We start from the raw sequence: 22,615 nt of genomic DNA on the forward strand, positions 1-22,615 counted from the left end.
CAGCATACAATACGTAACGTTACGTAGTTTTCATAAAAAAACTCCCAATTTGGGAGTTTTTATATTTCGCTTAACGGCTTTGACTATGTACGCTGCGTAAAAATCTGTAGGATTTCGCATATAAGGACAAACCAAGCCATAGTTTATATACAGTACTAGCAGTATTATTCTTTTATAAACTTTACTGCGTTTCCAGTATTAAATTTTAAAAAATATGTTCCATCAGTAAGATTTTGAACATTGATTTTTTCATTGTTAGAAATTTTACCATGAGTAATTTCTGAACCTAATACATTATAAATACTATATGTTGCTTCATTTTTTAAGCCTGAAACTTTAATGTATTCGGACGTAGGGTTTGGTAATACTTTTATGTTATTGGAAACTTTAAACGTATCAAGACCTAATGTGTCATCTGAAATTGAAACTGAAAATTTGGCATCTGTTGAAGATAAACTAGCTCCATCACGAAAAGTATTACCTCCAGAATATTCATTAGTAAAATCAGCAACAATACTCATACCTGTATCTATGGTAAATTCAAAAGTATACTGGTTGCCTTGAGTTATATTTACATTGCCTGTAACATTTATTCTAATAGGGTCGTTTACTTGACTAATGGTTATTTGAGGATACGCTTGCGTATATATAGGTGTTCCACTAACCGAATTACCATTATATACTTTAAGCGTACCAGCTGATATTGTACCTGTTGTACCTGCAAGGAGTTGAACGTATTCTAAAGCTCCACTACACTCTGCAGTAAAGCCTTGACCTATAGACCAATTTGCAGTACTTTCCCAAGGGAATGCAAATTGAGGGTTATTACTTATAACACACTGTGCTGTTAAATTTTGTGATAAAAACGTGAAAGCTAGAATTAAGGTTGTTTTAATAAGTAGGTAATTTTTTTTCATTTGTAATTAATTGTTTTTAATAGTTAATATTTGGGGTTTAAAATGTTTGCTAAAATAAAAATATGGGTAGTTTTCATTATCCATACAAATCGCTGAGCGAAATTAATATTTTTAAATTTTATACACGTAATACCGTTACGTAATTTTTATAAAAAAACTCCCACTTTGGGTGTTTTCACTAATTGTTTTAATGCTTATCTAACTCTATTCTGTTTTGTCTTTACTTATTATTTTTTTAATTCTGCTGTTCACTATTTCCGATAGGTTCCAGTTGTAGAGTTTTGGATCGGTTGTACTGTAAAACTGTACTACCACAGCATCAATATCTTTATAGTATTTGGCAAAACTTTGATATCCTGGAACCCAACCAGAGTGTTCGTATTCATATATAGAACTATAAATGTCCTGTTCTCCCTCTTTAAATAGAGAACCATCATTCAATGCTCTTAAAAATGTACCTACATCTTCTGCAGTGGCTACCATACCACGTTCGTCCTCTTTTAAATCATGAGGATACCCAACATGATAACCACTCATTACATCATCAATATTGACTTCGCTTAACGAACCAAACGTATTGTTAAGTTTTAATGGTATTAAAATTTCCTCTTTTATAAATTGATAGTTTGGATACCCTAAAGCATCGTCCATAATCTTATTAATCAGCAAATAATTGGTGTTGCAATACTCATAGTCCTCACCTGGCTTAAAATTGGCTGGTTTATCCAATATCAATGCTAAACTTTCTTCATAGCTAGTTGCTGGATTTCCCCAAAAGTTTGGCGCATCAGTAAAATTAGGAATCCCACTTCGATGCTGAATCATTAATCGTAAAGTTATTTTATCGGCATTTTCAATTCGTCCTACAAGTTCTGGTAGGTAATCTGCAATGGTTTTGTCTAATGAAAGCCTACCATCACTCACCAACTTAGTAACAGCAACAGCATCATATAACTTGCTAATACTGGCAATTTTAAAAAGTGCATTGGGTTTAGCTGGTATTTTAGTATCTCTATTGTGCCAACCAGAAGCAAAATACTGAGGTGGCTTGTTGGCTTGGTCTACATACACAACCATTCCATCAAAGCCATGACCTATGGCCTCGTCTAGCTGTTCTTGAACCGTATTAGGTAATGGAAGTACCCAAGCTTTTACCAAAAGCCATGGCACAAAAAACAATGAGGTTACTGTACCAACAAGTAAAATGACCCTAAGTATTATGGTTTTCTTTTTGCTCATAGTAGTATGTGTTAGTGTTAGTTATTTACACTTGCAAAAGTCTATTACTTTGGTAAGAATTAAAATTTATAATCGCTGAATTGTTAAATGGTTTTGATGAAATGTCATAAACCCAATATATTTTGTTGCTTACTTATCAACAAACCGAAACGAATTTAACTTTTATAAACCACAAAATCAACACATCGCAACATAGCATCAATAAAAAACACCCTTGTTGGATGTGTTTTGGTTAACAGTCTCATATAACCACATACAGTTACACATTTTTGTAACTAATTTTTATCTCATCCATCCTTCTACTATATAATTTCGCTCTGTTATTTTGTAATCCTTACTACCATTTAGAGGTTCGAACCATAATTCAATTCTCGCTCCATATTTATCTCCCCAAGAACCTTCATAAATCATGATTTCACCAGAATATAATTTAGATTCGAGATTTTCTACATTGGCTTTAGACTTAATTTTCATTCTATCTGCTGAAAGGTGGTCATTAGAAGTCACTTCAAATGCTTTTATGTAAAAGTTTCCTTTTTCAGTCGGTTTATAATTTGTAAAGTAAATATAAATTCCTGGTTGAAAAGATGAAGCCAAAACCAAATCAAATTTCCCAAAGTCATTTTCAGTTGGTTCTTTTTCTAAGGGTTCATAAATCTCAATGTCTTTTGGAATTTCTTTGTTTACTCCGTAGTAGTCTGGTGGAGAAAAAGTAAAAATGATTGATACAAAAACAAATAAAAATCCTGAAATCAGTATTTGTGGGATTAAGAAGTACCACTTTTTAATAACTATTTGAACAATTGCTGATACTATATTTCCTATAATATTTAGAAAAAATAACATCAGAGAAAAATTAATTATTGAGTCGCTTTTCAAAACTTCTCCAAGTTGAAATGCCATCAAAGGAATCAAATACAACAAAATTGGAATCCACCAAACTTTGAAGTATTTAAAAAAGATGTTTTTGACTTTCCCTAAGCTCATTTTAATTCAGGACGATAATTTTTTTTAGGCGAGAACAAGCAATTACTTATAGCTTTTTTTAATAAACGTTATTTATTCTTTTGGTATTGCTTAATTAGATTCTAACGCTTTTGGTCAACCATTTTCCAATAAACTTCATAAAAATCTTTCTTTTCTGGATTGTGGTGTTTTATCAACTCTCCAAAGAGATTAGTTATTGCGATTTTTTCTTCAGTTTGTTCCGTCAAAACGTCTCTTTCTTTTTCATCTAATATCATAACAGATGCGTAAATATGTTTCCATTCCTCTAGTCCGTTTGTAAAAACTGTATATTTTTTTCCGTTTGACAAAAGGTCTATATTATTCCACATTAGTATTGGGTGATTTCTGTTACTCGGAAAAATTTCCTTATCCCATTTCCCAAATTTATCATACATCACTTTATGAGTGTAAAAAGCAGAATATACACACTCATATCTAATTTCATTAATTTCTGTAGTGTCTATACCATTTACAGCAACATATTTTTCATTCAAAATTTCCGTATACTTATTCTTGTAAATTTCTGGACATTTCACTTCCCTAATTGCCGTTTTAGATGAAGAACAACTAAAAAAAATAGAAAGTATGATTGTTATATATATACCTTTCATAGACTTGGTTCTAATATTTGCTAACTCTTTAAAATATATAAATTGCTTTTTATAACCCATATCGAGAGTTAAACGAATTTAGCATTTAAAAATTAAAAATCTATACGTAACGTTACGTAGTTTTTAAGTAAGAGTATTCAAATCCAAATCATTAATGCTACCATGCGAAGCAGCAGTAACCACTACTCCATTTTTTACCACTAGCAATTGTGGAGATTCATGAAATACACCAAAACGTTGCGCTATGGCATTGGAGATGTCTCGATAGGTCAATAAATCTAAATAGTACAAATCCACATTATCACTACTAAAAGGATATTGTCCTTCAAACTGTCGCATAACCATTCGGCTAATACCACATCGTGTAGAGTGCTTAAAAATAAGTTGTGGTTTGGTTTTAGACTTTTCTTCTATAAAATCTAATTGTTGTATATCGTCTAAAAATATCCAAGGCAATACCTTTTCATCTTTAGGTTCTGAAGAGCCAAATATGTTTTTTAAAAATCCCATAGCATTTGTTTTTTTTCATTCCGTCTCGATGCGGAATTCATACCTTATACTACTAAGTCGTTCAAAAATTAAAATCTTACAAACTGACTAAAAGTCACGCTACAACTAGCATAAAACGACATTTTGTCGCTCAAAACGTATTGGTAAGATTATTGAAAATAAATTTTAAAAACGAAATAACATTGTCTGGTCGAGCGCAGTCGAGACCTCTTTTTTAAACACATAAAATCAACAACCTCTCGACTGCGCTCGAGGAGACAAAATTAAATAAACAATATGAACTTTAATAATTATACAATAAAATCACAAGAAGCGATACAGCAAGCACAACAGCTTGCCCAAAGCTTACAACATCAACAAATAGAAAATGAGCATATTTTTAAAGCCATTACGCTTGTTGATGAAAACGTATTACCATTTATCTTAAAAAAGCTAAATGTCAACGTTCAGACCCTACAACAGGTTTTAGATAAGCAATTGGAAAGTTTACCTAAAGTATCTGGTGGTGACATTATGCTTTCTCGCGAAGCTGGAAAAAGCCTTAACGAAGCGGCAATTATTGCTAAAAAAATGAATGACGACTATGTGTCTGTTGAGCATCTTATTCTTGCTGTCTTTAAGTCAAACAGTAAGATTGCACAAATGCTAAAGGACCAAGGCGTTACTGAAAAAGACCTTGTAAAAGCCATTGATGAGCTACGTCAAGGTGATCGAGTAACCTCTCAAAGTCAAGAAGACACTTACAACTCGTTAAACAAATACGCTAAAAACCTAAACCAATTAGCTAAAGATGGAAAATTGGATCCTGTTATTGGTCGTGATGAAGAAATACGTAGAATTCTTCAAATTTTATCACGTCGTACCAAAAACAACCCAATTCTTGTTGGTGAACCAGGAACTGGTAAAACTGCTATTGCTGAAGGTTTAGCACATAGAATTGTAGATGGTGACATCCCAGAAAACCTAGTTGATAAGCAAATATTTGCCTTGGATATGGGAGCACTAATTGCTGGTGCTAAATACAAAGGTGAGTTTGAAGAGCGTTTAAAAGCGGTTGTAAAAGAAGTAACCACAAGCGAAGGTGACATTGTACTTTTTATTGACGAAATTCACACACTTGTTGGTGCTGGAAAAGGCGAAGGCGCTATGGATGCTGCCAATATTTTAAAACCAGCGTTAGCGCGTGGTGAGTTACGTGCTATTGGTGCAACAACTTTAGATGAATACCAAAAATATTTTGAAAAAGATAAAGCCCTTGAAAGACGTTTTCAAAAAGTTATGGTTGATGAACCTGATACCGAAAGTGCCATTTCAATACTTCGTGGTATTAAAGAAAAGTACGAAACACATCATAAAGTGCGTATTAAAGACGAAGCGATTATTGGTGCTGTAGAATTATCAGAGCGTTATATCACCAACCGTTTTCTTCCAGACAAGGCGATTGACCTAATGGATGAAGCTGCATCTAAACTACGTATGGAAATCAATTCAAAACCTGAAGAACTGGATGTATTAGACAGAAAAATCATGCAGTTGGAAATTGAGATTGAAGCCATAAAGCGTGAGAAAGACGAAGCAAAATTAAAGTCTTTACGTTCAGATTTAGCAAACCTAAAAGAAGAACGTAACGAAATTTACGCCAAGTGGAAAAGCGAAAAAGAAGTGGTTGACAATATTCAAAACACCAAACAGGCTATTGAAAACTACAAGCTAGAAGCTGAACGTGCCGAACGCGAAGGCGATTATGGTAAAGTAGCTGAAATTCGCTACGGAAAAATTAAGGAAGCACAAGAATCGTTAGATAAACTTCAAAAGGAACTTCAAGAAAATCAATCTGGAAACTCGTTGATTAAAGAAGAAGTCACTTATGATGATATTGCCGAAGTGGTTGCAAAATGGACAGGAATTCCTGTTACCAAAATGCTACAAAGCGAGCGTGAAAAACTACTAAAGCTTGAAGACGAATTACACAAGCGCGTGGTTGGACAAGAAGAAGCTATTGCTGCTGTAAGTGATGCTGTAAGACGTAGTCGTGCAGGTTTACAAAATCCGCAAAAACCTATCGGAACCTTCTTGTTTTTAGGAACCACAGGTGTTGGTAAAACCGAATTAGCAAAAGCATTAGCTGAATATCTGTTTGATGATGAAAACGCTATGACCAGAATTGATATGAGTGAATACCAAGAGCGTCACGCAGTAAGCAGATTGGTTGGTGCACCTCCAGGATATGTAGGTTATGACGAAGGCGGACAATTAACCGAAGCCGTAAGACGCAAACCGTATTCTGTAGTATTATTGGATGAAATTGAAAAAGCGCATCCAGATACCTTCAACATCTTGTTACAAGTACTTGACGAAGGACATCTAACAGACAACAAAGGACGTTTGGCAGATTTTAAAAACACGATAATCATTATGACTTCAAATATGGGAAGTCATGTGATACAAGAGCGTTTTGAAGCTACAAAAGATATTGATGCTGCTATGGAAGCTGCAAAAGTAGATGTGTTAGCCTTATTAAAACAATCAGTAAGACCAGAGTTTTTAAACCGTATTGATGACACTATTATGTTTACGCCTTTAAGTAAGGAAAACATTACAGCGATTGTTGGTTTACAACTAAAAGGCATTACTAAAATGATTGCAAAACAAGGCATCACTTTTGACGCAACACCTGAAGCTGTTGAGTATTTAGCTGAAAAAGGTTATAATCCAGAATATGGTGCACGACCTGTAAAACGCGTGATACAAAAAGAAGTCTTAAACGAGTTAAGTAAAGAAATACTATCTGGAAAAGTATCTACAGACAGTATTATTTTACTAGATGCTTTTGATGATAAATTAGTATTTAGAAATCAAGGCGATTTAGTTTCAGAAGAATACTAAACACTGTAACAAATGTAGTTTTAAAACGTCTTTATATTGGTTGGTTAGTGAAAGCAGCACAAGTCTTTAATTAGAGGAGTGTTGCTTTTTTTTGTAACATTTTTAAGTATCTATACACTAATTAAAAAAACACAATTATGAGACACTTTACTTTTCTTTTACTGTTTGCGGTGAGTTTATTTTCAACAACTAGTACTGCTCAAAACCTTGAAAAATCTTTACTTTGGGAAATTTCTGGAAACGGATTAGAACAACCTTCTTATCTGTATGGAACCATTCACATGACCTGTGATGCTTCTTTAGATGCTAATATCAAAAAAGCCTTAGACGACACATCACTCCTAGTTTTAGAAGTAGATATGGACGACCCTTCTATGGCAATGAAAATGGCAAACGATATATATATGAAAGATGGTAAAACCCTCAAGGATTTAGTGAGTGCTGAAGACTACACAATTCTTAGTGACTTTTTAAAAACACAAACAGGAATGCCTGCTGAAATGATTGGTAACATCAAACCGTTTTTTATTACAGCTATGATGTATCCAAAACTTTTAGACTGTGCAGCTGTACAATCGTTTGAAAACGAACTTATGAAAATAGCTCACGAACAAGAAGAAGAAGTTTTGGGTCTAGAAACTGTAGAAGAACAAATGGCAGTTTTTGATCAAATTCCTTATAAAGACCAAGCACAGGACTTATTACGTTCAGCTAAAGACAATATGAGTTTTGATAAAGCTGCTTTTCAAAAAATGATGGAGCTTTATGTTGAAAAAGATATTGAAGGACTTGCTAAACTTATGGAAGAAGATGTTAATCTCACCAATACTAAGCACAAAGATGTCATTTTAGACAACAGAAACAAAAACTGGATTGCTAAAATAGAAGACTTCGCTAAACAGCAACCTACTTTTTTTGGTGTTGGTGCAGGACATTTACCTGGAGAAAATGGAGTGATAAAATTATTACAGAAAAAAGGCTACACAGTAAAACCTATAATGTAAAAAAAACAACATTCTCATTATCAATATAAAACCTCTTTCATAGAGGTTTTTTTATTGAAAACATTAGGAAACTTTAACGTCAATACAATAAAACTTTAGGTTTTTGCATTAAAATATATAAGATTATTTTACTAAATTTGAATTGCTATTAGTCCTCAATTTACATAAACTGTATTATTAACCTTTACTCACAGGTTCCCTCATGATTATGAAGAACTGTGAATAATACTATTAACCTACATCCATGAAGATCAATAAATATATTGACCACACTTTATTAAAATCCGATACCACAGAAAGGGATATTATCGACTTATGCAATGAAGCCAAGGAGCATCAGTTTTATTCTGTATGTATTAATAGCAGCTATGTAGCATTAGCAAAACAATTACTAGAACGAAGCAGTGTAAAGATTTGCTCTGTTATTGGGTTTCCTCTTGGAGCAATGAGTACCGAAGCTAAAGTATTTGAAGCTAAAGACGCTATTGAAAAAGGAGCTGATGAAATTGATATGGTAATTAATATTGGTTACCTAAAAAGCAAAAACTATGTTGCGGTATTTAAAGACATAAGCGATGTTAAACTTGCTATTGGAAGAACACCTTTAAAAGTAATTATAGAAATTAGCGAACTTTCAAAAAATGAGATTATTAAAGCCAGTGAAATTTGCTTAGATGCTAAAGTAGATTTTATTAAAACTTCTTCTGGTTTTACAAAAAGTGGAGCTACACTTACTGCTGTAAAAATCATAAAAAAGACTGTACGCGATAATGCTAAAATTAAAGCCTCTGGTGGCATTAGAGATTACGAAACTGCAAAAAAATATATTGATGTAGGTGCTGATAGAATTGGCACATCCTCTGGAGTTGATATTATTAATGGCTCCTTAGCAACTGCCAACTACTAGCAGCTACAAATCAAAACTTTAACATATATTTATTATAGCAAATGATGATTACCCTCTATTTTTGGTAATCATCATTTGTTTTTATTTAGTATGAAATATGTTTTACTTCTAGTATTCACTTTTGGTTTAATACCAATGGTAAATGCTCAAGATTCTTCCCCTTCTGAAATTACAACCTACTATTTTATAAGACATGCAGAAAAAGACACTAGCGGCTCTAGTAATAGAAATCCGCATTTAACCAAAGAAGGACAATCAAGAGCTGTAAAATGGAGTACTGTACTTTCCAATATTAAATTAGATGCAGTATACTCTACCAACTACCTCAGAACAATAGAAACCGCACAACCCTCTGCTTCAAAACACAATTTGGAGATCACAACCTACGATCCTTTTAAAATGGATAAAAAAGCTTTTATCGAAAACACCAAAGGCAAAACCGTATTGGTTGTAGGACACAGCAATACAACACCTATGTTTGCAAACACAATTATTGGTGAAGAGGTTTACAAGCAACTAGATGAAAGCAATTACACATCATTATTCATTGTAACGGTTACAAATGGTGTTGCTTCACATCAATTATTAACCATAGAGTAAGCTTAGTTTCTTTTGGTAAATGCAAAAAAAGCGTAGCTTTGTGCTCCTATGCAAAAACCAGTAAACATAAAAAACAAAAGAGCGAAGTTTGAGTATGAAATTCTTGATACTTACACTGCTGGTATTGTATTAACTGGTACCGAAATAAAATCTATTAGAGATAGTAAAGCGTCAATTGCAGAAAGCTTTTGCGAATTTAATGACAAAGGCGAGCTTTTTGTTATTAACATGACCATACAAGAGTATGTGTATGGCAACTACTACAACCATAAACCAAAGGCTGAACGCAAATTATTACTCAACAAAAGAGAGCTTAAAAAACTAGAACGCGAAGTAAATGTAAAAGGAAACACTATTGTTCCTTTGCGAGTATTTATTACCGAAAAAGGCTTAGCTAAAGTAGAAATTGCTTTAGGAAAAGGTAAAAAACTATACGACAAACGCGATACGATTAAAGACAGGGACAATAAGCGAAATCTTGATAGAATTAAGAAAATTTATAAGTAATTTAGGATAGTTTAACAATTACAGCTAAAAATTATAGCTATGTTTGATGTTCTTAAGGCAACCTTTTTATAAAAAAGTGCGTCTATTATTATAGAAACCATCAATCAACAACCTAATGAAACAAAAATTACTTCTTGCCCTTTGCTTTTTTACCGCTTACACCTCATTCGCTCAAATACAAGGTACAGTTACCGATAAAAACAACAAAGCGCTACCTTTTGTAAACATTTACATTGAAAACACTTACACAGGAACCACCAGTAATACTGAAGGTTACTACGAGCTAAACCTGACCAAAACAGGAACTCATACTGTTGTTTTTCAGTTTTTAGGCTATAAAACTTTAAAAAAGAAGGTTGACATCAACAGTTTTCCATACACTTTAGACGCAGTACTAATTGATGAGGAAATAACACTTAACGAAGTAGTTATTAATTCCGAAGAAAATCCTGCCAATAAAATTATTAGGCAAGCAATCGCTAAGCGAAAAGAAAATCTTGAAAAAATCCAAAGCTATAAAGCTGATTTTTACTCACGAGGTTTAATTAGAATTAAAAACGCTCCTGAGAAAATACTAGGACAGGAAATTGGTGATCTTGGTGGTGGACTCGATTCTACAAGAAGTGGTGTTATTTACCTTTCAGAAACGGTTTCAAAACTAGAATTTTTAAGACCTAACAGGTTAAAAGAAAAAATAATAGCTTCAAAAGTTAGTGGAGACGACAATGGTTTTAGCTTTAACAATGCTATTGATGTAGATTTTGAAATTTATGATAACACTATTGAGCTTGGTAATCAAATTGTTTCTCCTATTGCCAACAACGCTTTTGGGTACTACAATTACAAGTTGGAAGGTGTGTTTTATGATGACAAAGGCAATCTCATTAATAAAATTAAAGCGACACCAAAACGAGACAACGACCCTGTGTTTTCAGGGTTTATCTATATTGTTGAAGACCAATGGACCGTTTATGGAATTGAATTAGATATTACAGGTATTCAGGCAAAAATTCCTGCTGCTGACAAAATAACCATCACTCAAAACTACTCCTACTCTCAAAACTATGCTATTTGGGCAAAAATTTCTCAGGTTATTGATTTTCAATATGGCTTATTTGGTATAAAAGGAGATGGTCGTTTTACTGCGGTTTACAGCAATTACAGTTTTAATACAGATTTAACCCAAAAAGATTTTGGCAGAGAAATAGTCTCTTTTGAAGACGAAGCCAATAAAAAAGATTCTACCTATTGGAAAACACTAAGACCTGTTCCGCTTACTGACGAAGAAGTTTTAGACTACCAAAAGAAAGACAGCATTCAAGTGGTTAGAGACTCCAAAACCTACAAAGACTCAGTAGATGCTATAAATAATAAGTTTAAATTAGGCGATATTCTTTCAGGTTACAATTATTCAAACACTTATGAAAACTGGAGTGCTGGTATCACTTCGCCAATATCAAAAATAAGTTTTAACACTGTTCAAGGTTGGAATGCAAATGTTGGTGGTTATTTCAGAAAAAACTATGATGACTATAAAAGATATTTAAGCATAAACGGAAATCTAAACTATGGTTTTAGTGACGACAGATTAAGAGGAACGCTTAGCGCAACTTATAAGTTTAATGATGTTAGCAGACCATTTTTATCGGTTTCTGGAGGTGTTGTTGTGCAGCAATTCAATTCTAGCGAACCTATTTCTAATCTGCTCAATTCAGCATATTCGCTATTAGCAGAAAAGAATTACATGAAACTGTATGACTTAAGCTATGTTAATGTAGCCTTTTCTGACGAAGTTTTTAATGGACTAAGACTTAACGCAAGCCTAAGCTACCAACAACGAAAAGCATTGTTTAACACTACAGATCAAGCTTGGTCTCCGCAAGATGACAGAGATTACACTAGCAATAACCCAATAGATCCAACAGCTTATGGCGTTGCTCCTTTTGAAACACACAACATTATAAAAGCGAGGCTTGATGCAAGAATAAACTTTGACCAAGACTATTTAAGTTATCCTGATAGTAAATACAATATCCCAAACAGAAAGTTCCCAACGCTTTACTTAGGATATGAAAAAGGGTTTTCAGCTTCAGTAGATGATTACAATTTTGACCAAGTAAAAGCAAGACTTACCCAAAGCTTTAATATTGCTGATAAAGGCCTATTTCAATACAACATAAAAGCAGGTAAATTCTTTAATGCTGATGATATTGCGTTTATGGATTACCAACACTTTAATGGTAACCAAACCCATATTGGACAAGGTTCGTACTTAAATGTTTTTAATAATTTACCTTACTATACTGCAAGTACAAACGACTCGTACTTAGAAATGCATGCTGAACACGATTTTAATGGGTTTATCCTTGGGAAGATTCCGTTATTAAACAAGCTCAATTTCAATTTAATAATTGGTGCACACAACCTTGCAACACCAGACAACAAACCTTATCAAGAATATACCATTGGTATAGACAATATTGGTTTTGGGAAGTTTAGATTTTTACGACTGGATTATTTACGTTCCTACCAAAGCGGATTTCAAAGTGATGCCATTTTGTTTGGTCTCAAGTTTTTTTAATTACTTTTGAAGTATGAATAAATTTTGCACCATTTTGTTTGTGTTGATAGCGTTTTCAACACAAGCACAAGACATCGCTACAGTTCCTGACTATACTCAAAATGTGAAATCGCTAGACTCTATTGTTACGACCTTATACAAGGTTATTTCAGGAGAAAAAGAAGAAGAGCGCAATTGGGACCTTTTTAAATATTTATTTAAACCTGAAGCTAAACTTATAGCGTCTACAAAGCCTAAAGACAGTATTTACAGAGTACGCTATATGTCGCCTCAAGACTATATAAAGTCATCTGCAAAATGGTTGGTTGAAAATGGTTTTATTGAAAAAGAAATTCATAGAAAAACCGAAACCTTTGGCAACATTACTCATGTTTTCAGCACTTATGAAGCCTATCATAGCAAGTTAGACAGTAAACCGTTTATGAGAGGTATTAATAGTATACAATTGCTTTACGACGGAAAACGTTGGTGGATTATTAATTTATATTGGGCAAAAGAAACTGCTAAAAACCCTATACCTAGTATGTATTTACAAGACTAATGTTTTTTGATGGTCTAATCGTCTAAAAACTAAGGGTCTCGTGTATGATTTCGTTGTGAGTTTAAGCATCCAAATTAGCGTTAGAAAGTGCTCGTGGACTTTCGTAAATAATTGATAACCAGCAATTACTTATAGCCATTGTTGTACACAGGTTTTTTAGTTTAAAATTAATTTTTGGTTTTCATTCCAGAACTCTTTTAATTCTCTTTTCCTATTATCTATTTTTAGAACTGTTTCAGGTTTAAATGATTCAGGATAAGTTCTTTTCATAACAAGTTTTAAATCAGCATTTTTTTGAGAATTAATATTTATAAATAAATCACATAATATTAAAATATTCCCTTCGTGAAATCTTTCCCAAGTGAACTCTTCTTTACCAGATTCCATTAGGGTATAACCATTGATTTCAAATGCCTTATATATTTCTTCTTCTCTATATTTTAGTTTTTTACTAAAGTATGATTTGCACACATTATTGATTGTTCTTGCTATATAATACGCTTGATTTTTAGAAGACCTTCTTTTTCTTTCACTTTTCTCATAAAACTTATCGATAAATTTAATCATGAAGGTCAGCTTGTTTTCCATTTATTTTCTCAATTTTATTTTTTAAGGTGTTGTTTTTAACTTACAACTAGTTTTTATCTTCAAGCATTGGCACAAACCTAAACTCACCAAACTCTCTTTGCTCAAAGTCTTTTGGTCCTTTTCTAACAAACAAGGTCATAGTTTGCACATCCTCTCCTACAGGAATCACCAAACGACCACCAATTTTTAATTGACCCAACAAGGCTTTAGGCACCATTGGTGCTCCAGCAGTTACAATAATACTGTCAAAAGGAGCTTCTTCTTTCAAGCCTTTATAACCATCACCAAAAATTAATTTTTTAGGTCTGTAACCTAGTTTTGGTAAAAATTTGCTAGTAATTTTAAACAACTCTAGTTGGCGTTCAATACTATACACAGTAGCTCCTAACAAACATAACACAGCAGTTTGGTAACCACTTCCTGTGCCTATTTCAAGTATTTTGTGTCCTTTTTCTACTTGTAGTAATTGGGTTTGAAAAGCTACAGTATAAGGTTGCGAAATAGTTTGATTTGCAGCAATTGGGAACGCTTTATCCTGATAGGCATGGTCTAAAAAACCAGAATCCATAAATAAATGTCTTGGTATTTTTCCAATAGCCTTTAAAACGTTGTCGTTTGTAATACCTTTTTCTTTAATGGTATTAACCAATTGTTGTCGTAATCCTTGATGCTTAAATGTATCTTTCAATGTATGGCAGGTTTTCGTTGCTAAGGTAATTCAAACCCAAAAAAGTTCAAAGTCTAAAAGTTGAAGTTTAACCATTTTTTCTAATTTCTAATCTAGAATTTCTAAAACTAAAATCTTATTTTTGTTAAAAACGTAAAAAACAATGCTAAAAGCAGGTGTACTTGGTGCTGGTCACTTAGGTAAAATTCATTTAAGACTTCTCAAACAATCTGAAAAATATGACCTTGTAGGGTTTTATGATGCTGATGAAGCCAACGCAAAAAAGGTAGAAGCTGAGTTTGGTTATAAATATTTTAATTCTATTGACGCGCTTATTGATGCGGTTGATATGGTAGATATTGTTACACCAACTCTTTCGCATTATGATTGTGCAAAAAAAGCAATAGCTAAAGGTAAACATATATTTATTGAAAAGCCTATTACCAATACTGTAGAAGAAGCTGAACATATAAGAGAGTTGTTAGCGCAACACGATATTCGTGGACAAGTTGGACATGTAGAACGTTTTAATCCAGCGTTTACAGCTATTAAAGACAAGCTGGAAAACCCAATGTTTATTGAGACGCATCGTTTGGCTGAGTTTAATCCTAGAGGAACTGATGTTCCTGTGGTATTGGACTTAATGATTCATGATATCGATATTATTTTAAGCGTCGTAAAATCTAAAGTTAAAGCTATTTCGGCAAGTGGAGTTTCGGTAATTAGTGACACTCCTGATATTGCCAATGCAAGAATAGAGTTTGAAAACGGTTGTGTTGCAAACCTAACCGCAAGTAGAATATCGCTTAAAAACATGCGTAAAACACGCTTTTTCCAAAAAGACGCTTATATTTCAGTGGACTTTTTAGAGAAAAAATGTGAGGTCGTAAAAATGAAAGATGCACCTGAAACTCCAGGTGATTTTGATATGATTCTTCAAAATGCTGAAGGCATCAAAAAACAAATCTATTTTGACAATCCTGAAGTTGCCAATAATAATGCTATACTAGACGAACTAGAAACGTTTGCTCATGCCATCACTACCAATACAACACCAGTTGTAACCTTACACGATGGTACTGAAGCCTTACGTATAGCTACAATGATTATTGAGCAGTTTTAAATGGAACTCTTAATTATTTTAAACTAACAGATAACAAATACTTCTGCTTTCGCAGGAACAAAAATTAATTTTATTTATGAAAAATGTCGCTGTCATAGGAGCTGGAACCATGGGAAATGGTATTGCACATACTTTTGCTCAAAATGGTTTTAAAGTAAACTTAATAGACATTAGTGAAGCTTCACTTAAAAGAGGAATGGATACCATCTCTAAAAACTTAGACCGAATGGTAGCTAAAGAAAAAATTACTGAAGCTCAAAAAGAAGAAACTCTAGGCAATATTTCAACATTTACAAGTATTACTGATGGTGTTATAGACACGAGCTTAGTGGTTGAAGCTGCTACCGAAAATGTAGATTTAAAACTTAATATTTTTAAGCAACTAGACGAAGCTTGTCCTAAAGACACTATTTTAGCGACAAACACATCATCAATTTCCATAACGCAAATAGCTGCCGTAACCTCAAGACCAGAGCAAGTAATTGGTATGCACTTTATGAATCCTGTACCAATTATGAAATTGGTTGAGATTATTAGAGGTTATAACACAAGCGATGACGTTACCAATACTATTATGGAACTCTCAAAAACCTTAGGGAAAGTTCCTGTTGAGGTTAACGATTATCCTGGTTTTGTTGCTAACCGTATTTTAATGCCAATGATAAACGAATCTATTGAAACGCTTTACAACGGAGTTGCTGGTGTAACCGAAATAGATACTGTAATGAAATTAGGAATGGCACATCCTATGGGACCACTTCAATTAGCTGATTTTATTGGTTTAGACGTGTGTTTATCTATTTTAAACGTCATGTATGATGGATTTAAAAACCCAAAATACGCACCTTGTCCATTACTTGTAAATATGGTACAAGCAGGAAAATTAGGCGTGAAATCTGGTGAAGGGTTTTATGATTATTCAGAAAGCAGAAAAGCTGAAACCGTTGCGAAGCAGTTTGCATAACAAAACAACATTATATAGTATTGCGAAACTTACAAAACTAAGTTTCGCAATCTTTTCATAACAACACACTTAATTTAATAACAAATGAAATTCCTGCTTTCGCAGGAAGTACTATGGCAAAAATAATCCCTTTTAAAGCTGTTCGTCCTACAAGAGACAAAGTGAGTTTGGTGGCATCTCGCTCTTACCAAACCTATACACAAGCTGAAAGGGAAGCGCGATTGGATTATAATCCGTTTTCATTTTTACATATTGTAAATCCAGGGTATAAATACGACAGGGAAATTTCTGGAATTGAACGCTATAAACTGGTGAAAAATCGCTATTTAGAGTTTAAGGAAGATAACATTTTTGTACAAGACCAAACCAATTGTTTTTACGTTTACAAAATTGTAAATCGAGAAGGTCAGGTTTTTAATGGTATTGTAGCTGCGGCAAGTGCTGAAGATTACGAAAATAACGTGATACGAAAACACGAAGACACTATTGTTCACAGAGAGCATGTGTTTAAAGACTACTTAAAAACGGTTGGTTTTAATGCAGAACCTGTACTCCTCACCTATCCTGATAACAGTACAATTCAAAACCTAATTTCAAACATACAGCAACAACGCGCTGAGTTTGAATTTACAACAACATACAGAGACACACATTATCTTTGGATGATTGACAACCAAGACACTATTAACATCATTCAAGAGGAGTTTAAAAACATGCCTACAGTGTATATTGCTGATGGTCATCATAGGTCTGCATCGTCTTATTTGCTGTATAAAGATTTGAAAGAAAACAGCACAAACCATAATGGCTCTGAAACTTATAATTATTTTATGAGTTACCTGATTCCCGAGTCTGAACTACAAATTCATGAATTTAACAGAGTTGTGAAAGACCTTAACGGATTAACCAAAGAAGAGTTTTTAATTCAGTTAGATGCTATTTACCGAATTGAAAACAGAGGCATTATGCCTTATAAGCCCTCTAAAAAACATCATTTCAGCATGTATCTAGATGGTGAGTTCTACTCATTATATCTTAGAAAATCGCTTTATGATTTTAAATCATCGTTAGATGCTCTTGATACTCAAATTTTATATAAAACCATTCTACAGCCTATTTTAGGGATTGACGATTTACGTAACGATTCTAGAATTACCTACATCAACGGAAAAAAAGATATTGTTAATTTAAAGAGCTGTATTGACAATGGTGAATTTGCTGTTGGTTTTGGTATGATTCCTGTGGATATTGAAGACATGAAGCAAATTGCTGATGATGGACTTAAAATGCCACCAAAAAGTACGTTTATAGAACCCAAAATACGTAGTGGTGTAACTATTTATGAGTTTTAAAACCATTTTATAAAAAGTATTGAAACAATAATGACAATTTCAGAACAACTAAATACATTAAAATCTCAACTTCCTGAACATGTTACTTTGGTAGCTGTTTCAAAAACCAAACCTGTAAGCGCTATTATGGAAGCTTACAATTGCGGTCAACGCATTTTTGGTGAAAACAAAATTCAGGAAATGGTAGACAAACACGAGCAATTACCAAAAGATATTGAATGGCATATGATTGGTCATGTTCAGCGAAATAAAGTAAAGTATATGGCTGATTTTGTTAACCTCATTCATGGTGTAGACAGCTTTAAGTTACTTAAAGAAATAAACAAACAAGCTCAAAAACACAATAGAACTATTAATTGTTTACTTCAAATTAAAATTGCCGAAGAAGACAGTAAATTTGGTATGTCTGCAAACGACGCTAAAGCTTTAATAACTTCTGAAGCACTTTCAACACTACAAAACGTTTGTATTACTGGAGTAATGGGTATGGCGACTTTTACTGAAGATACCAATCAAATTGAAAAAGAGTTTCAGTACCTAAAAACTACATTTGAAACATTAAAACCGCTTCAAACCGAAAATTGTAATCTACAAACCATCTCAATGGGAATGAGTGGCGATTATGAACTTGCCATTAAAAACGGAAGTACCATGATTAGAGTTGGAAGTAGTATATTTGGAGCTAGAAATTATAATTAACAACTTTTTTACAAGCATACTCATTTACGCAATACTCGACATAGAAACTACTGGTGGAAAGTACAATGAAGAAGGTATAACCGAAATTGCAATCTACAAATTTGATGGTCATAAAGTAGTTGATCAATTTATAAGTCTTGTAAATCCTGAGCGAGAAATTCAACCTTTTGTAGTAAACCTTACAGGCATTAATAGCAACATGCTTAAAAATGCTCCTAAGTTTTATGAGGTTGCTAAACGCATTGTTGAAATAACCGAAGATTGTATTATTGTTGCTCACAATTCGCAGTTTGATTATCGTATTTTAAAAACCGAATTTAAGCGTTTGGGTTTTGGTTACAAGCGAAAAACGTTGTGTACTGTAGAGTTATCTAAAAAGCTTATTCCTGGTCAAGAGTCGTATAGCTTAGGTAAACTTACCAGATCATTGGGAATACCTGTAAGCGACAGACATAGAGCTGCTGGTGATGCTATGGCAACTGTAAAGTTGTTTAAAATGTTATTGACCAAAGACCTTGAAAAATTTATTGTTCAAGATGCAATACAAGTTGAAGCAAAATCAAAACTAAAACCTAGTTTAAAGCGTATAATTGACGAACTTCCTAACAGTACTGGAGTCTATTACATACACAATGAAGATGGTGAAATCATTTACATTGGCAAGAGCAACAATATAAAAAACCGAATTAGCCAGCATTTTACCAACACCAGTTCTAAGTCTAAAAAAATTCAACTACAAACAGCAGCTGTAACTTATGAAGAAACTGGCAGTGAACTTATTGCCTTACTAAAGGAATCTCAGGAAATAAAAAAGAACAAGCCTTTATTTAATAGAGCTTTACGCAGACACATTTTTAATTATGCGCTATATAGTTTTACTGATGACAATGGTTACATTAACCTAACTATAGACAAAGCCGATGGTAGAAAACATGCAATTACCACATTTAGTAATAAGCAAAGTGCAAAACATTTTATCTTCAAAGCTATTGAAGAATTCCAGCTTTGTCAAAAGCTTTCTGGTGTATATCCAACAAAAAGTAATTGCTTTAACTATACTATAAAACAATGCTCAGGAGCTTGTATACAAGAAGAAAGTATTACTGACTACAACAATCGTGTAAAGCAATTAATTGATAAAAACAGTTACACAAACAAGAATATGCTTATTATTGATAAAGGACGAGAAGTTGATGAACGTAGCGTAGTATTGATAAAAAATGGATTGTTCAACGGTTTAGGACACTTTAATTTAAACTATCAAATTACCAATATGGATGTATTAGAGTCTTTAATCACTCCAATGGAAAACAATAGAGACTCTCAGCATATTATTCAAAACTACTTACGAAAAAACAAGAACCTAAAAATCATTCAACTATAATTTTGTAGATTTGGTATTTAGCGTCAATAGATAATAAAAGTGAAATCAAAATTTGATATTTTTAGACAAAAGGTGCACATCATAATTTATGGCACCAACACTGTAGCAGGAAAAGCTTTTGATATTGTCCTGCTTGGTCTGATTTTACTTAGTGTTCTTATGGTAATGTTGGAAACTGTTGACTCAGTAGATGAAAGGTATCATAATGTTCTTTTAATTTGTGAGTGGATTATAACCATATTTTTTACTATTGAATACATCCTCAGGATTATTTCCATAAAAACACCATCTAAATACATTTTTAGCTTTTATGGAATTATCGACTTTATAGCAATTCTACCAATGTACCTATCGTTCTTTTTTGGTGGTGCACAAATTTTATCCGTAGTAAGAGCATTAAGACTTTTACGTATTTTCAGAATTTTAAACTTAGTACACTTTACTGGTCAAGCCTCAGAGCTTCGTTTAGCCATTAAAACAAGTAGAACTAAAATAATTGTTTTCATCTATTTTGTACTCGTAGTTTGTGTGCTTTTAGGTTCATTAATGTATGTTATTGAAGGCGAGGTTAATGGTTTTACAAGTATTCCTGTGAGTATTTATTGGTGTATTGTTACACTTACTACTGTTGGTTATGGTGATATACACCCTGTTACTCCTACTGGTCAGGTTATTGCTTCGCTAATCATGATTTTGGGTTATGGTATCATTGCTGTTCCTACAGGAATTGTTACTGCTGAATTTGCTCAAAACAGAAAGAAAAAAGGATTATTTACTTTAGAAAAAGATTATCCTTGTCCTAATTGTGGTGTTGACGACCATAAGCAAAAAGCCGATTTTTGTTACAACTGTGGCAATAAGCTAGAACATGAGTAAATATCTAATCTCCATTGTTGGTCCTACTGCTATTGGCAAAACTGCTTTAAGTATTAAATTGGCTACACATTTTAATACCGAAATAGTATCGGCTGATTCCAGACAATTTTTTAAAGAAATGCAAATAGGTACTGCTGCTCCAACAGCAGACGAATTGAGCGCAGCAAAACACCATTTTATTCATCATAAGAGTATTGAAGACAATTATAATGTAGGTGCTTTTGAGGTTGATGCTATTGCAAAACTTTCTGAATTATACCAAACACATGATGTTGTTATTATGGTTGGTGGTTCTGGTCTTTATGTTGATGCTGTTACCAAAGGTTTGGATGAGTTTCCTAATGTAAAACCAGAAATTAGAGAACAACTTAACACAACACTAAAAACTAAAGGACTAATTAGCTTACAAGAACAATTAAAAGAATTAGACCTTGACGCATATAACACCATAGCCATTGAGAATCCGCATAGAGTGATAAGAGCTTTAGAAGTTTGCATTGGTTCAGGTAAACCCTACTCTTCTTTTTTGAACAAAGACAAAAAGCAGCGACAGTTTAAAACCATTTCAATAGGGCTTACTGCTGACAGAGAGATAATTTATAATAGAATAAACTCTCGTGTAGATATTATGGTTGAAGAAGGCCTTCTAGAAGAAGCTAAAGCTTTAATACCAAAACAGCATTTAAACGCATTAAACACAGTAGGCTATAAAGAGCTTTTCAATTATTTTAATGGCGAATGGACTTTAGACTTTGCCATTTCTGAAATAAAAAAGAACACAAGGCGTTTTGCAAAACGCCAATTAACTTGGTTTAAAAAGAATAAGGACACCTTTTGGTTTGACTACCAAACCAATGTCAAAGAGATCATAGCTACAATTGAACGCAGTATAAAATCATAAAAAAGCCTATCAAAATCGATAGGCTTTCTTATATAATTTATGCGTTTTGATTGACAACCAACCTAAACCCTTCTCCATGTATGTTTAAAATTTCAACATTTTCGTCAGGTTTTAAGTACTTACGTAGTTTAGCTATGTACACATCCATACTTCTTGAAGTAAAGTAGTTGTCGTCTCTCCATATCTTGGTCAACGCTAATTCTCTTGGCATTAAATCGTTTTCATGTAAAGCCAATAAACGTAATAATTCGTTTTCTTTTGGAGAAAGCTTAACTGGCTCTCCACCATTAAATTTTAAGAAACGCAGCTTAGAGTTTAAGTCAAACTTACCAATCTTAAATTCAAATTGTTTGCTATCAGCTACAGAGTCAGTTGCTTTACGCTGCATAATTGCTTTAATTTTCATAAGCAATACTTCACTGTCAAAAGGTTTGTTTAGGTAATCGTCTGCTCCTACTTTATATCCTTTTAAAACATCTTCTTTCATAGCTTTTGCAGTTAAGAAAATGATTGGAACATCAGCGTTTTTTTCGCGAATTTCTTTAGCAAGTGTAAATCCATCCTTATAAGGCATCATGACATCAAGAATACATAAATCGAAATCGTCTTTTTTGAATTTCTCAAAACCTTCCATTCCGTTTTTAGCATGAACAACTGTATATTCGTTCATGGTTAAGTAATCCTTTAATACAGTTCCAAAATTTGGATCGTCTTCTACTAATAGAATTTTCTTATTTAGTTCTTCCATAA

22 protein-coding genes are annotated in these 22,615 nt (G+C 33.2%); 14 read left to right on the top strand and 8 right to left on the bottom strand.

The genetic code is table 11. The features are described from left to right. Positions 1-164: 164 nt before the first annotated feature. The 5 genes from ACQ0RB_RS10040 to ytxJ form a co-directional block, all read right to left on the bottom strand. Entirely contained in the window at positions 165-917 is a 753-nt protein-coding gene (locus tag ACQ0RB_RS10040; RefSeq protein WP_430498225.1) for a T9SS type A sorting domain-containing protein, read from the bottom strand. Between the two features lie 204 nt (positions 918-1,121). Beyond that, a complete protein-coding gene (locus ACQ0RB_RS10045; protein WP_430498227.1) occupies positions 1,122-2,156 on the bottom strand; it encodes a serine hydrolase domain-containing protein in 1,035 nt (344 codons plus the stop codon). 282 nt (positions 2,157-2,438) lie between these two features. Then, on the bottom strand, positions 2,439-3,002 hold the full coding sequence (locus ACQ0RB_RS10050; RefSeq protein ID WP_430498229.1) for a hypothetical protein: 564 nt from the start codon (positions 3,000-3,002) through the stop codon (positions 2,439-2,441). Between the two features lie 242 nt (positions 3,003-3,244). After that, positions 3,245-3,700 carry a hypothetical protein gene (locus ACQ0RB_RS10055; protein WP_262733442.1) on the bottom strand — a complete coding sequence of 152 codons (456 nt, stop codon included), beginning with the start codon at positions 3,698-3,700 and terminating at the stop codon, positions 3,245-3,247. A 198-nt stretch (positions 3,701-3,898) separates the two neighbouring features. After that, positions 3,899-4,285: a bacillithiol system redox-active protein YtxJ gene (gene ytxJ, locus ACQ0RB_RS10060; protein ID WP_430498231.1), complete on the bottom strand. Its 387-nt coding sequence runs from the start codon at positions 4,283-4,285 to the stop codon at positions 3,899-3,901. Positions 4,286-4,561: 276 nt separating this feature from the next. Between ytxJ and clpB the strand changes: the two genes are divergently transcribed. The 7 genes from clpB (at position 4,562) to ACQ0RB_RS10095 (ending at position 13,311) form a co-directional block, all read left to right on the top strand. Then, positions 4,562-7,171, top strand: coding sequence for an ATP-dependent chaperone ClpB (gene clpB, locus ACQ0RB_RS10065; protein WP_129760313.1), 2,610 nt, complete (start codon positions 4,562-4,564; stop codon positions 7,169-7,171). Positions 7,172-7,308: 137 nt separating this feature from the next. Beyond that, the gene (locus tag ACQ0RB_RS10070; RefSeq protein WP_430498234.1) at positions 7,309-8,175 is read left to right on the top strand and encodes a TraB/GumN family protein; all 867 of its coding nucleotides are present in this window, start codon (positions 7,309-7,311) and stop codon (positions 8,173-8,175) included. 244 nt (positions 8,176-8,419) lie between these two features. Then, complete coding sequence (deoC, locus tag ACQ0RB_RS10075) at positions 8,420-9,082, top strand: deoxyribose-phosphate aldolase (RefSeq protein ID WP_335975479.1); 663 nt, start codon at positions 8,420-8,422, stop codon at positions 9,080-9,082. Positions 9,083-9,172: 90 nt separating this feature from the next. Then, positions 9,173-9,682: a SixA phosphatase family protein gene (locus ACQ0RB_RS10080; RefSeq protein ID WP_430498236.1), complete on the top strand. Its 510-nt coding sequence runs from the start codon at positions 9,173-9,175 to the stop codon at positions 9,680-9,682. Positions 9,683-9,730: 48 nt separating this feature from the next. Next, positions 9,731-10,189: an SsrA-binding protein SmpB gene (smpB, locus tag ACQ0RB_RS10085; protein ID WP_129760317.1), complete on the top strand. Its 459-nt coding sequence runs from the start codon at positions 9,731-9,733 to the stop codon at positions 10,187-10,189. Between the two features lie 115 nt (positions 10,190-10,304). After that, entirely contained in the window at positions 10,305-12,770 is a 2,466-nt protein-coding gene (locus tag ACQ0RB_RS10090; protein WP_430498238.1) for a DUF5686 and carboxypeptidase regulatory-like domain-containing protein, read from the top strand. Positions 12,771-12,783: 13 nt separating this feature from the next. Next, positions 12,784-13,311 (top strand): hypothetical protein, encoded by a 528-nt coding sequence (locus ACQ0RB_RS10095; RefSeq protein WP_131507107.1) that lies wholly within the window; start codon positions 12,784-12,786, stop codon positions 13,309-13,311. A gap of 156 nt (positions 13,312-13,467) precedes the next feature. On the opposite strand, the gene ACQ0RB_RS10100 is transcribed toward ACQ0RB_RS10095, so the two are convergent. After that, positions 13,468-13,899 carry a hypothetical protein gene (locus tag ACQ0RB_RS10100; protein ID WP_430498240.1) on the bottom strand — a complete coding sequence of 144 codons (432 nt, stop codon included), beginning with the start codon at positions 13,897-13,899 and terminating at the stop codon, positions 13,468-13,470. A 46-nt stretch (positions 13,900-13,945) separates the two neighbouring features. Continuing rightward, on the bottom strand, positions 13,946-14,587 hold the full coding sequence (locus tag ACQ0RB_RS10105) for a protein-L-isoaspartate(D-aspartate) O-methyltransferase (protein ID WP_430498242.1): 642 nt from the start codon (positions 14,585-14,587) through the stop codon (positions 13,946-13,948). Positions 14,588-14,729: 142 nt separating this feature from the next. Between ACQ0RB_RS10105 and ACQ0RB_RS10110 the strand changes: the two genes are divergently transcribed. From ACQ0RB_RS10110 to miaA, 7 genes are all read left to right on the top strand, one after another. Further along, positions 14,730-15,689: a Gfo/Idh/MocA family protein gene (locus ACQ0RB_RS10110; protein ID WP_131507111.1), complete on the top strand. Its 960-nt coding sequence runs from the start codon at positions 14,730-14,732 to the stop codon at positions 15,687-15,689. Positions 15,690-15,765: 76 nt separating this feature from the next. After that, positions 15,766-16,653 carry a 3-hydroxyacyl-CoA dehydrogenase family protein gene (locus ACQ0RB_RS10115; RefSeq protein ID WP_430498245.1) on the top strand — a complete coding sequence of 296 codons (888 nt, stop codon included), beginning with the start codon at positions 15,766-15,768 and terminating at the stop codon, positions 16,651-16,653. A 113-nt stretch (positions 16,654-16,766) separates the two neighbouring features. Then, positions 16,767-18,005, top strand: a complete 1,239-nt coding sequence (locus tag ACQ0RB_RS10120; RefSeq protein ID WP_430498247.1) for a DUF1015 domain-containing protein — start codon at positions 16,767-16,769, stop codon at positions 18,003-18,005. Between the two features lie 30 nt (positions 18,006-18,035). Continuing rightward, positions 18,036-18,704: a YggS family pyridoxal phosphate-dependent enzyme gene (locus ACQ0RB_RS10125; protein WP_335975466.1), complete on the top strand. Its 669-nt coding sequence runs from the start codon at positions 18,036-18,038 to the stop codon at positions 18,702-18,704. A gap of 22 nt (positions 18,705-18,726) precedes the next feature. Then, positions 18,727-20,088: an exonuclease domain-containing protein gene (locus ACQ0RB_RS10130; protein WP_430498331.1), complete on the top strand. Its 1,362-nt coding sequence runs from the start codon at positions 18,727-18,729 to the stop codon at positions 20,086-20,088. A gap of 30 nt (positions 20,089-20,118) precedes the next feature. Continuing rightward, entirely contained in the window at positions 20,119-20,964 is an 846-nt protein-coding gene (locus ACQ0RB_RS10135) for an ion transporter (protein ID WP_430498332.1), read from the top strand. Next, on the top strand, positions 20,957-21,865 hold the full coding sequence (miaA, locus tag ACQ0RB_RS10140) for a tRNA (adenosine(37)-N6)-dimethylallyltransferase MiaA (RefSeq protein ID WP_430498249.1): 909 nt from the start codon (positions 20,957-20,959) through the stop codon (positions 21,863-21,865). The genes ACQ0RB_RS10135 and miaA overlap by 8 nt, the downstream gene beginning before the upstream one ends. Positions 21,866-21,902: 37 nt before the next feature. Here miaA and ACQ0RB_RS10145 read toward each other — a convergent pair whose 3' ends face one another. Next, entirely contained in the window at positions 21,903-22,613 is a 711-nt protein-coding gene (locus ACQ0RB_RS10145) for a response regulator transcription factor (protein ID WP_129760330.1), read from the bottom strand. Positions 22,614-22,615 lie beyond the last annotated feature (2 nt).

The organism is Gaetbulibacter sp. PBL-D1, assembly GCF_050509525.1.
GTDB classification, from domain to species: domain Bacteria; phylum Bacteroidota; class Bacteroidia; order Flavobacteriales; family Flavobacteriaceae; genus Gaetbulibacter_B; species Gaetbulibacter_B jejuensis.

Excerpts from the sequence above, each read along its gene's own strand:
- ACQ0RB_RS10040 (WP_430498225.1), bottom strand. The coding sequence starts at position 917 with ATGAAAAAAAATTACCTACTTATTAAAACAACCTTAATTCTAGCTTTC.
- ACQ0RB_RS10045 (WP_430498227.1), bottom strand. The coding sequence starts at position 2,156 with ATGAGCAAAAAGAAAACCATAATACTTAGGGTCATTTTACTTGTTGGT.
- ACQ0RB_RS10050 (WP_430498229.1), bottom strand. The coding sequence starts at position 3,002 with ATGTTATTTTTTCTAAATATTATAGGAAATATAGTATCAGCAATTGTT.
- ytxJ (WP_430498231.1), bottom strand. The coding sequence starts at position 4,285 with ATGGGATTTTTAAAAAACATATTTGGCTCTTCAGAACCTAAAGATGAA.
- clpB (WP_129760313.1), top strand. The coding sequence starts at position 4,562 with ATGAACTTTAATAATTATACAATAAAATCACAAGAAGCGATACAGCAA.
- ACQ0RB_RS10070 (WP_430498234.1), top strand. The coding sequence starts at position 7,309 with ATGAGACACTTTACTTTTCTTTTACTGTTTGCGGTGAGTTTATTTTCA.
- deoC (WP_335975479.1), top strand. The coding sequence starts at position 8,420 with ATGAAGATCAATAAATATATTGACCACACTTTATTAAAATCCGATACC.
- ACQ0RB_RS10080 (WP_430498236.1), top strand. The coding sequence starts at position 9,173 with ATGAAATATGTTTTACTTCTAGTATTCACTTTTGGTTTAATACCAATG.
- smpB (WP_129760317.1), top strand. The coding sequence starts at position 9,731 with ATGCAAAAACCAGTAAACATAAAAAACAAAAGAGCGAAGTTTGAGTAT.
- ACQ0RB_RS10090 (WP_430498238.1), top strand. The coding sequence starts at position 10,305 with ATGAAACAAAAATTACTTCTTGCCCTTTGCTTTTTTACCGCTTACACC.
- ACQ0RB_RS10095 (WP_131507107.1), top strand. The coding sequence starts at position 12,784 with ATGAATAAATTTTGCACCATTTTGTTTGTGTTGATAGCGTTTTCAACA.
- ACQ0RB_RS10100 (WP_430498240.1), bottom strand. The coding sequence starts at position 13,899 with ATGGAAAACAAGCTGACCTTCATGATTAAATTTATCGATAAGTTTTAT.
- ACQ0RB_RS10110 (WP_131507111.1), top strand. The coding sequence starts at position 14,730 with ATGCTAAAAGCAGGTGTACTTGGTGCTGGTCACTTAGGTAAAATTCAT.
- ACQ0RB_RS10115 (WP_430498245.1), top strand. The coding sequence starts at position 15,766 with ATGAAAAATGTCGCTGTCATAGGAGCTGGAACCATGGGAAATGGTATT.
- ACQ0RB_RS10120 (WP_430498247.1), top strand. The coding sequence starts at position 16,767 with ATGGCAAAAATAATCCCTTTTAAAGCTGTTCGTCCTACAAGAGACAAA.
- ACQ0RB_RS10125 (WP_335975466.1), top strand. The coding sequence starts at position 18,036 with ATGACAATTTCAGAACAACTAAATACATTAAAATCTCAACTTCCTGAA.
- miaA (WP_430498249.1), top strand. The coding sequence starts at position 20,957 with ATGAGTAAATATCTAATCTCCATTGTTGGTCCTACTGCTATTGGCAAA.
- ACQ0RB_RS10145 (WP_129760330.1), bottom strand. The coding sequence starts at position 22,613 with ATGGAAGAACTAAATAAGAAAATTCTATTAGTAGAAGACGATCCAAAT.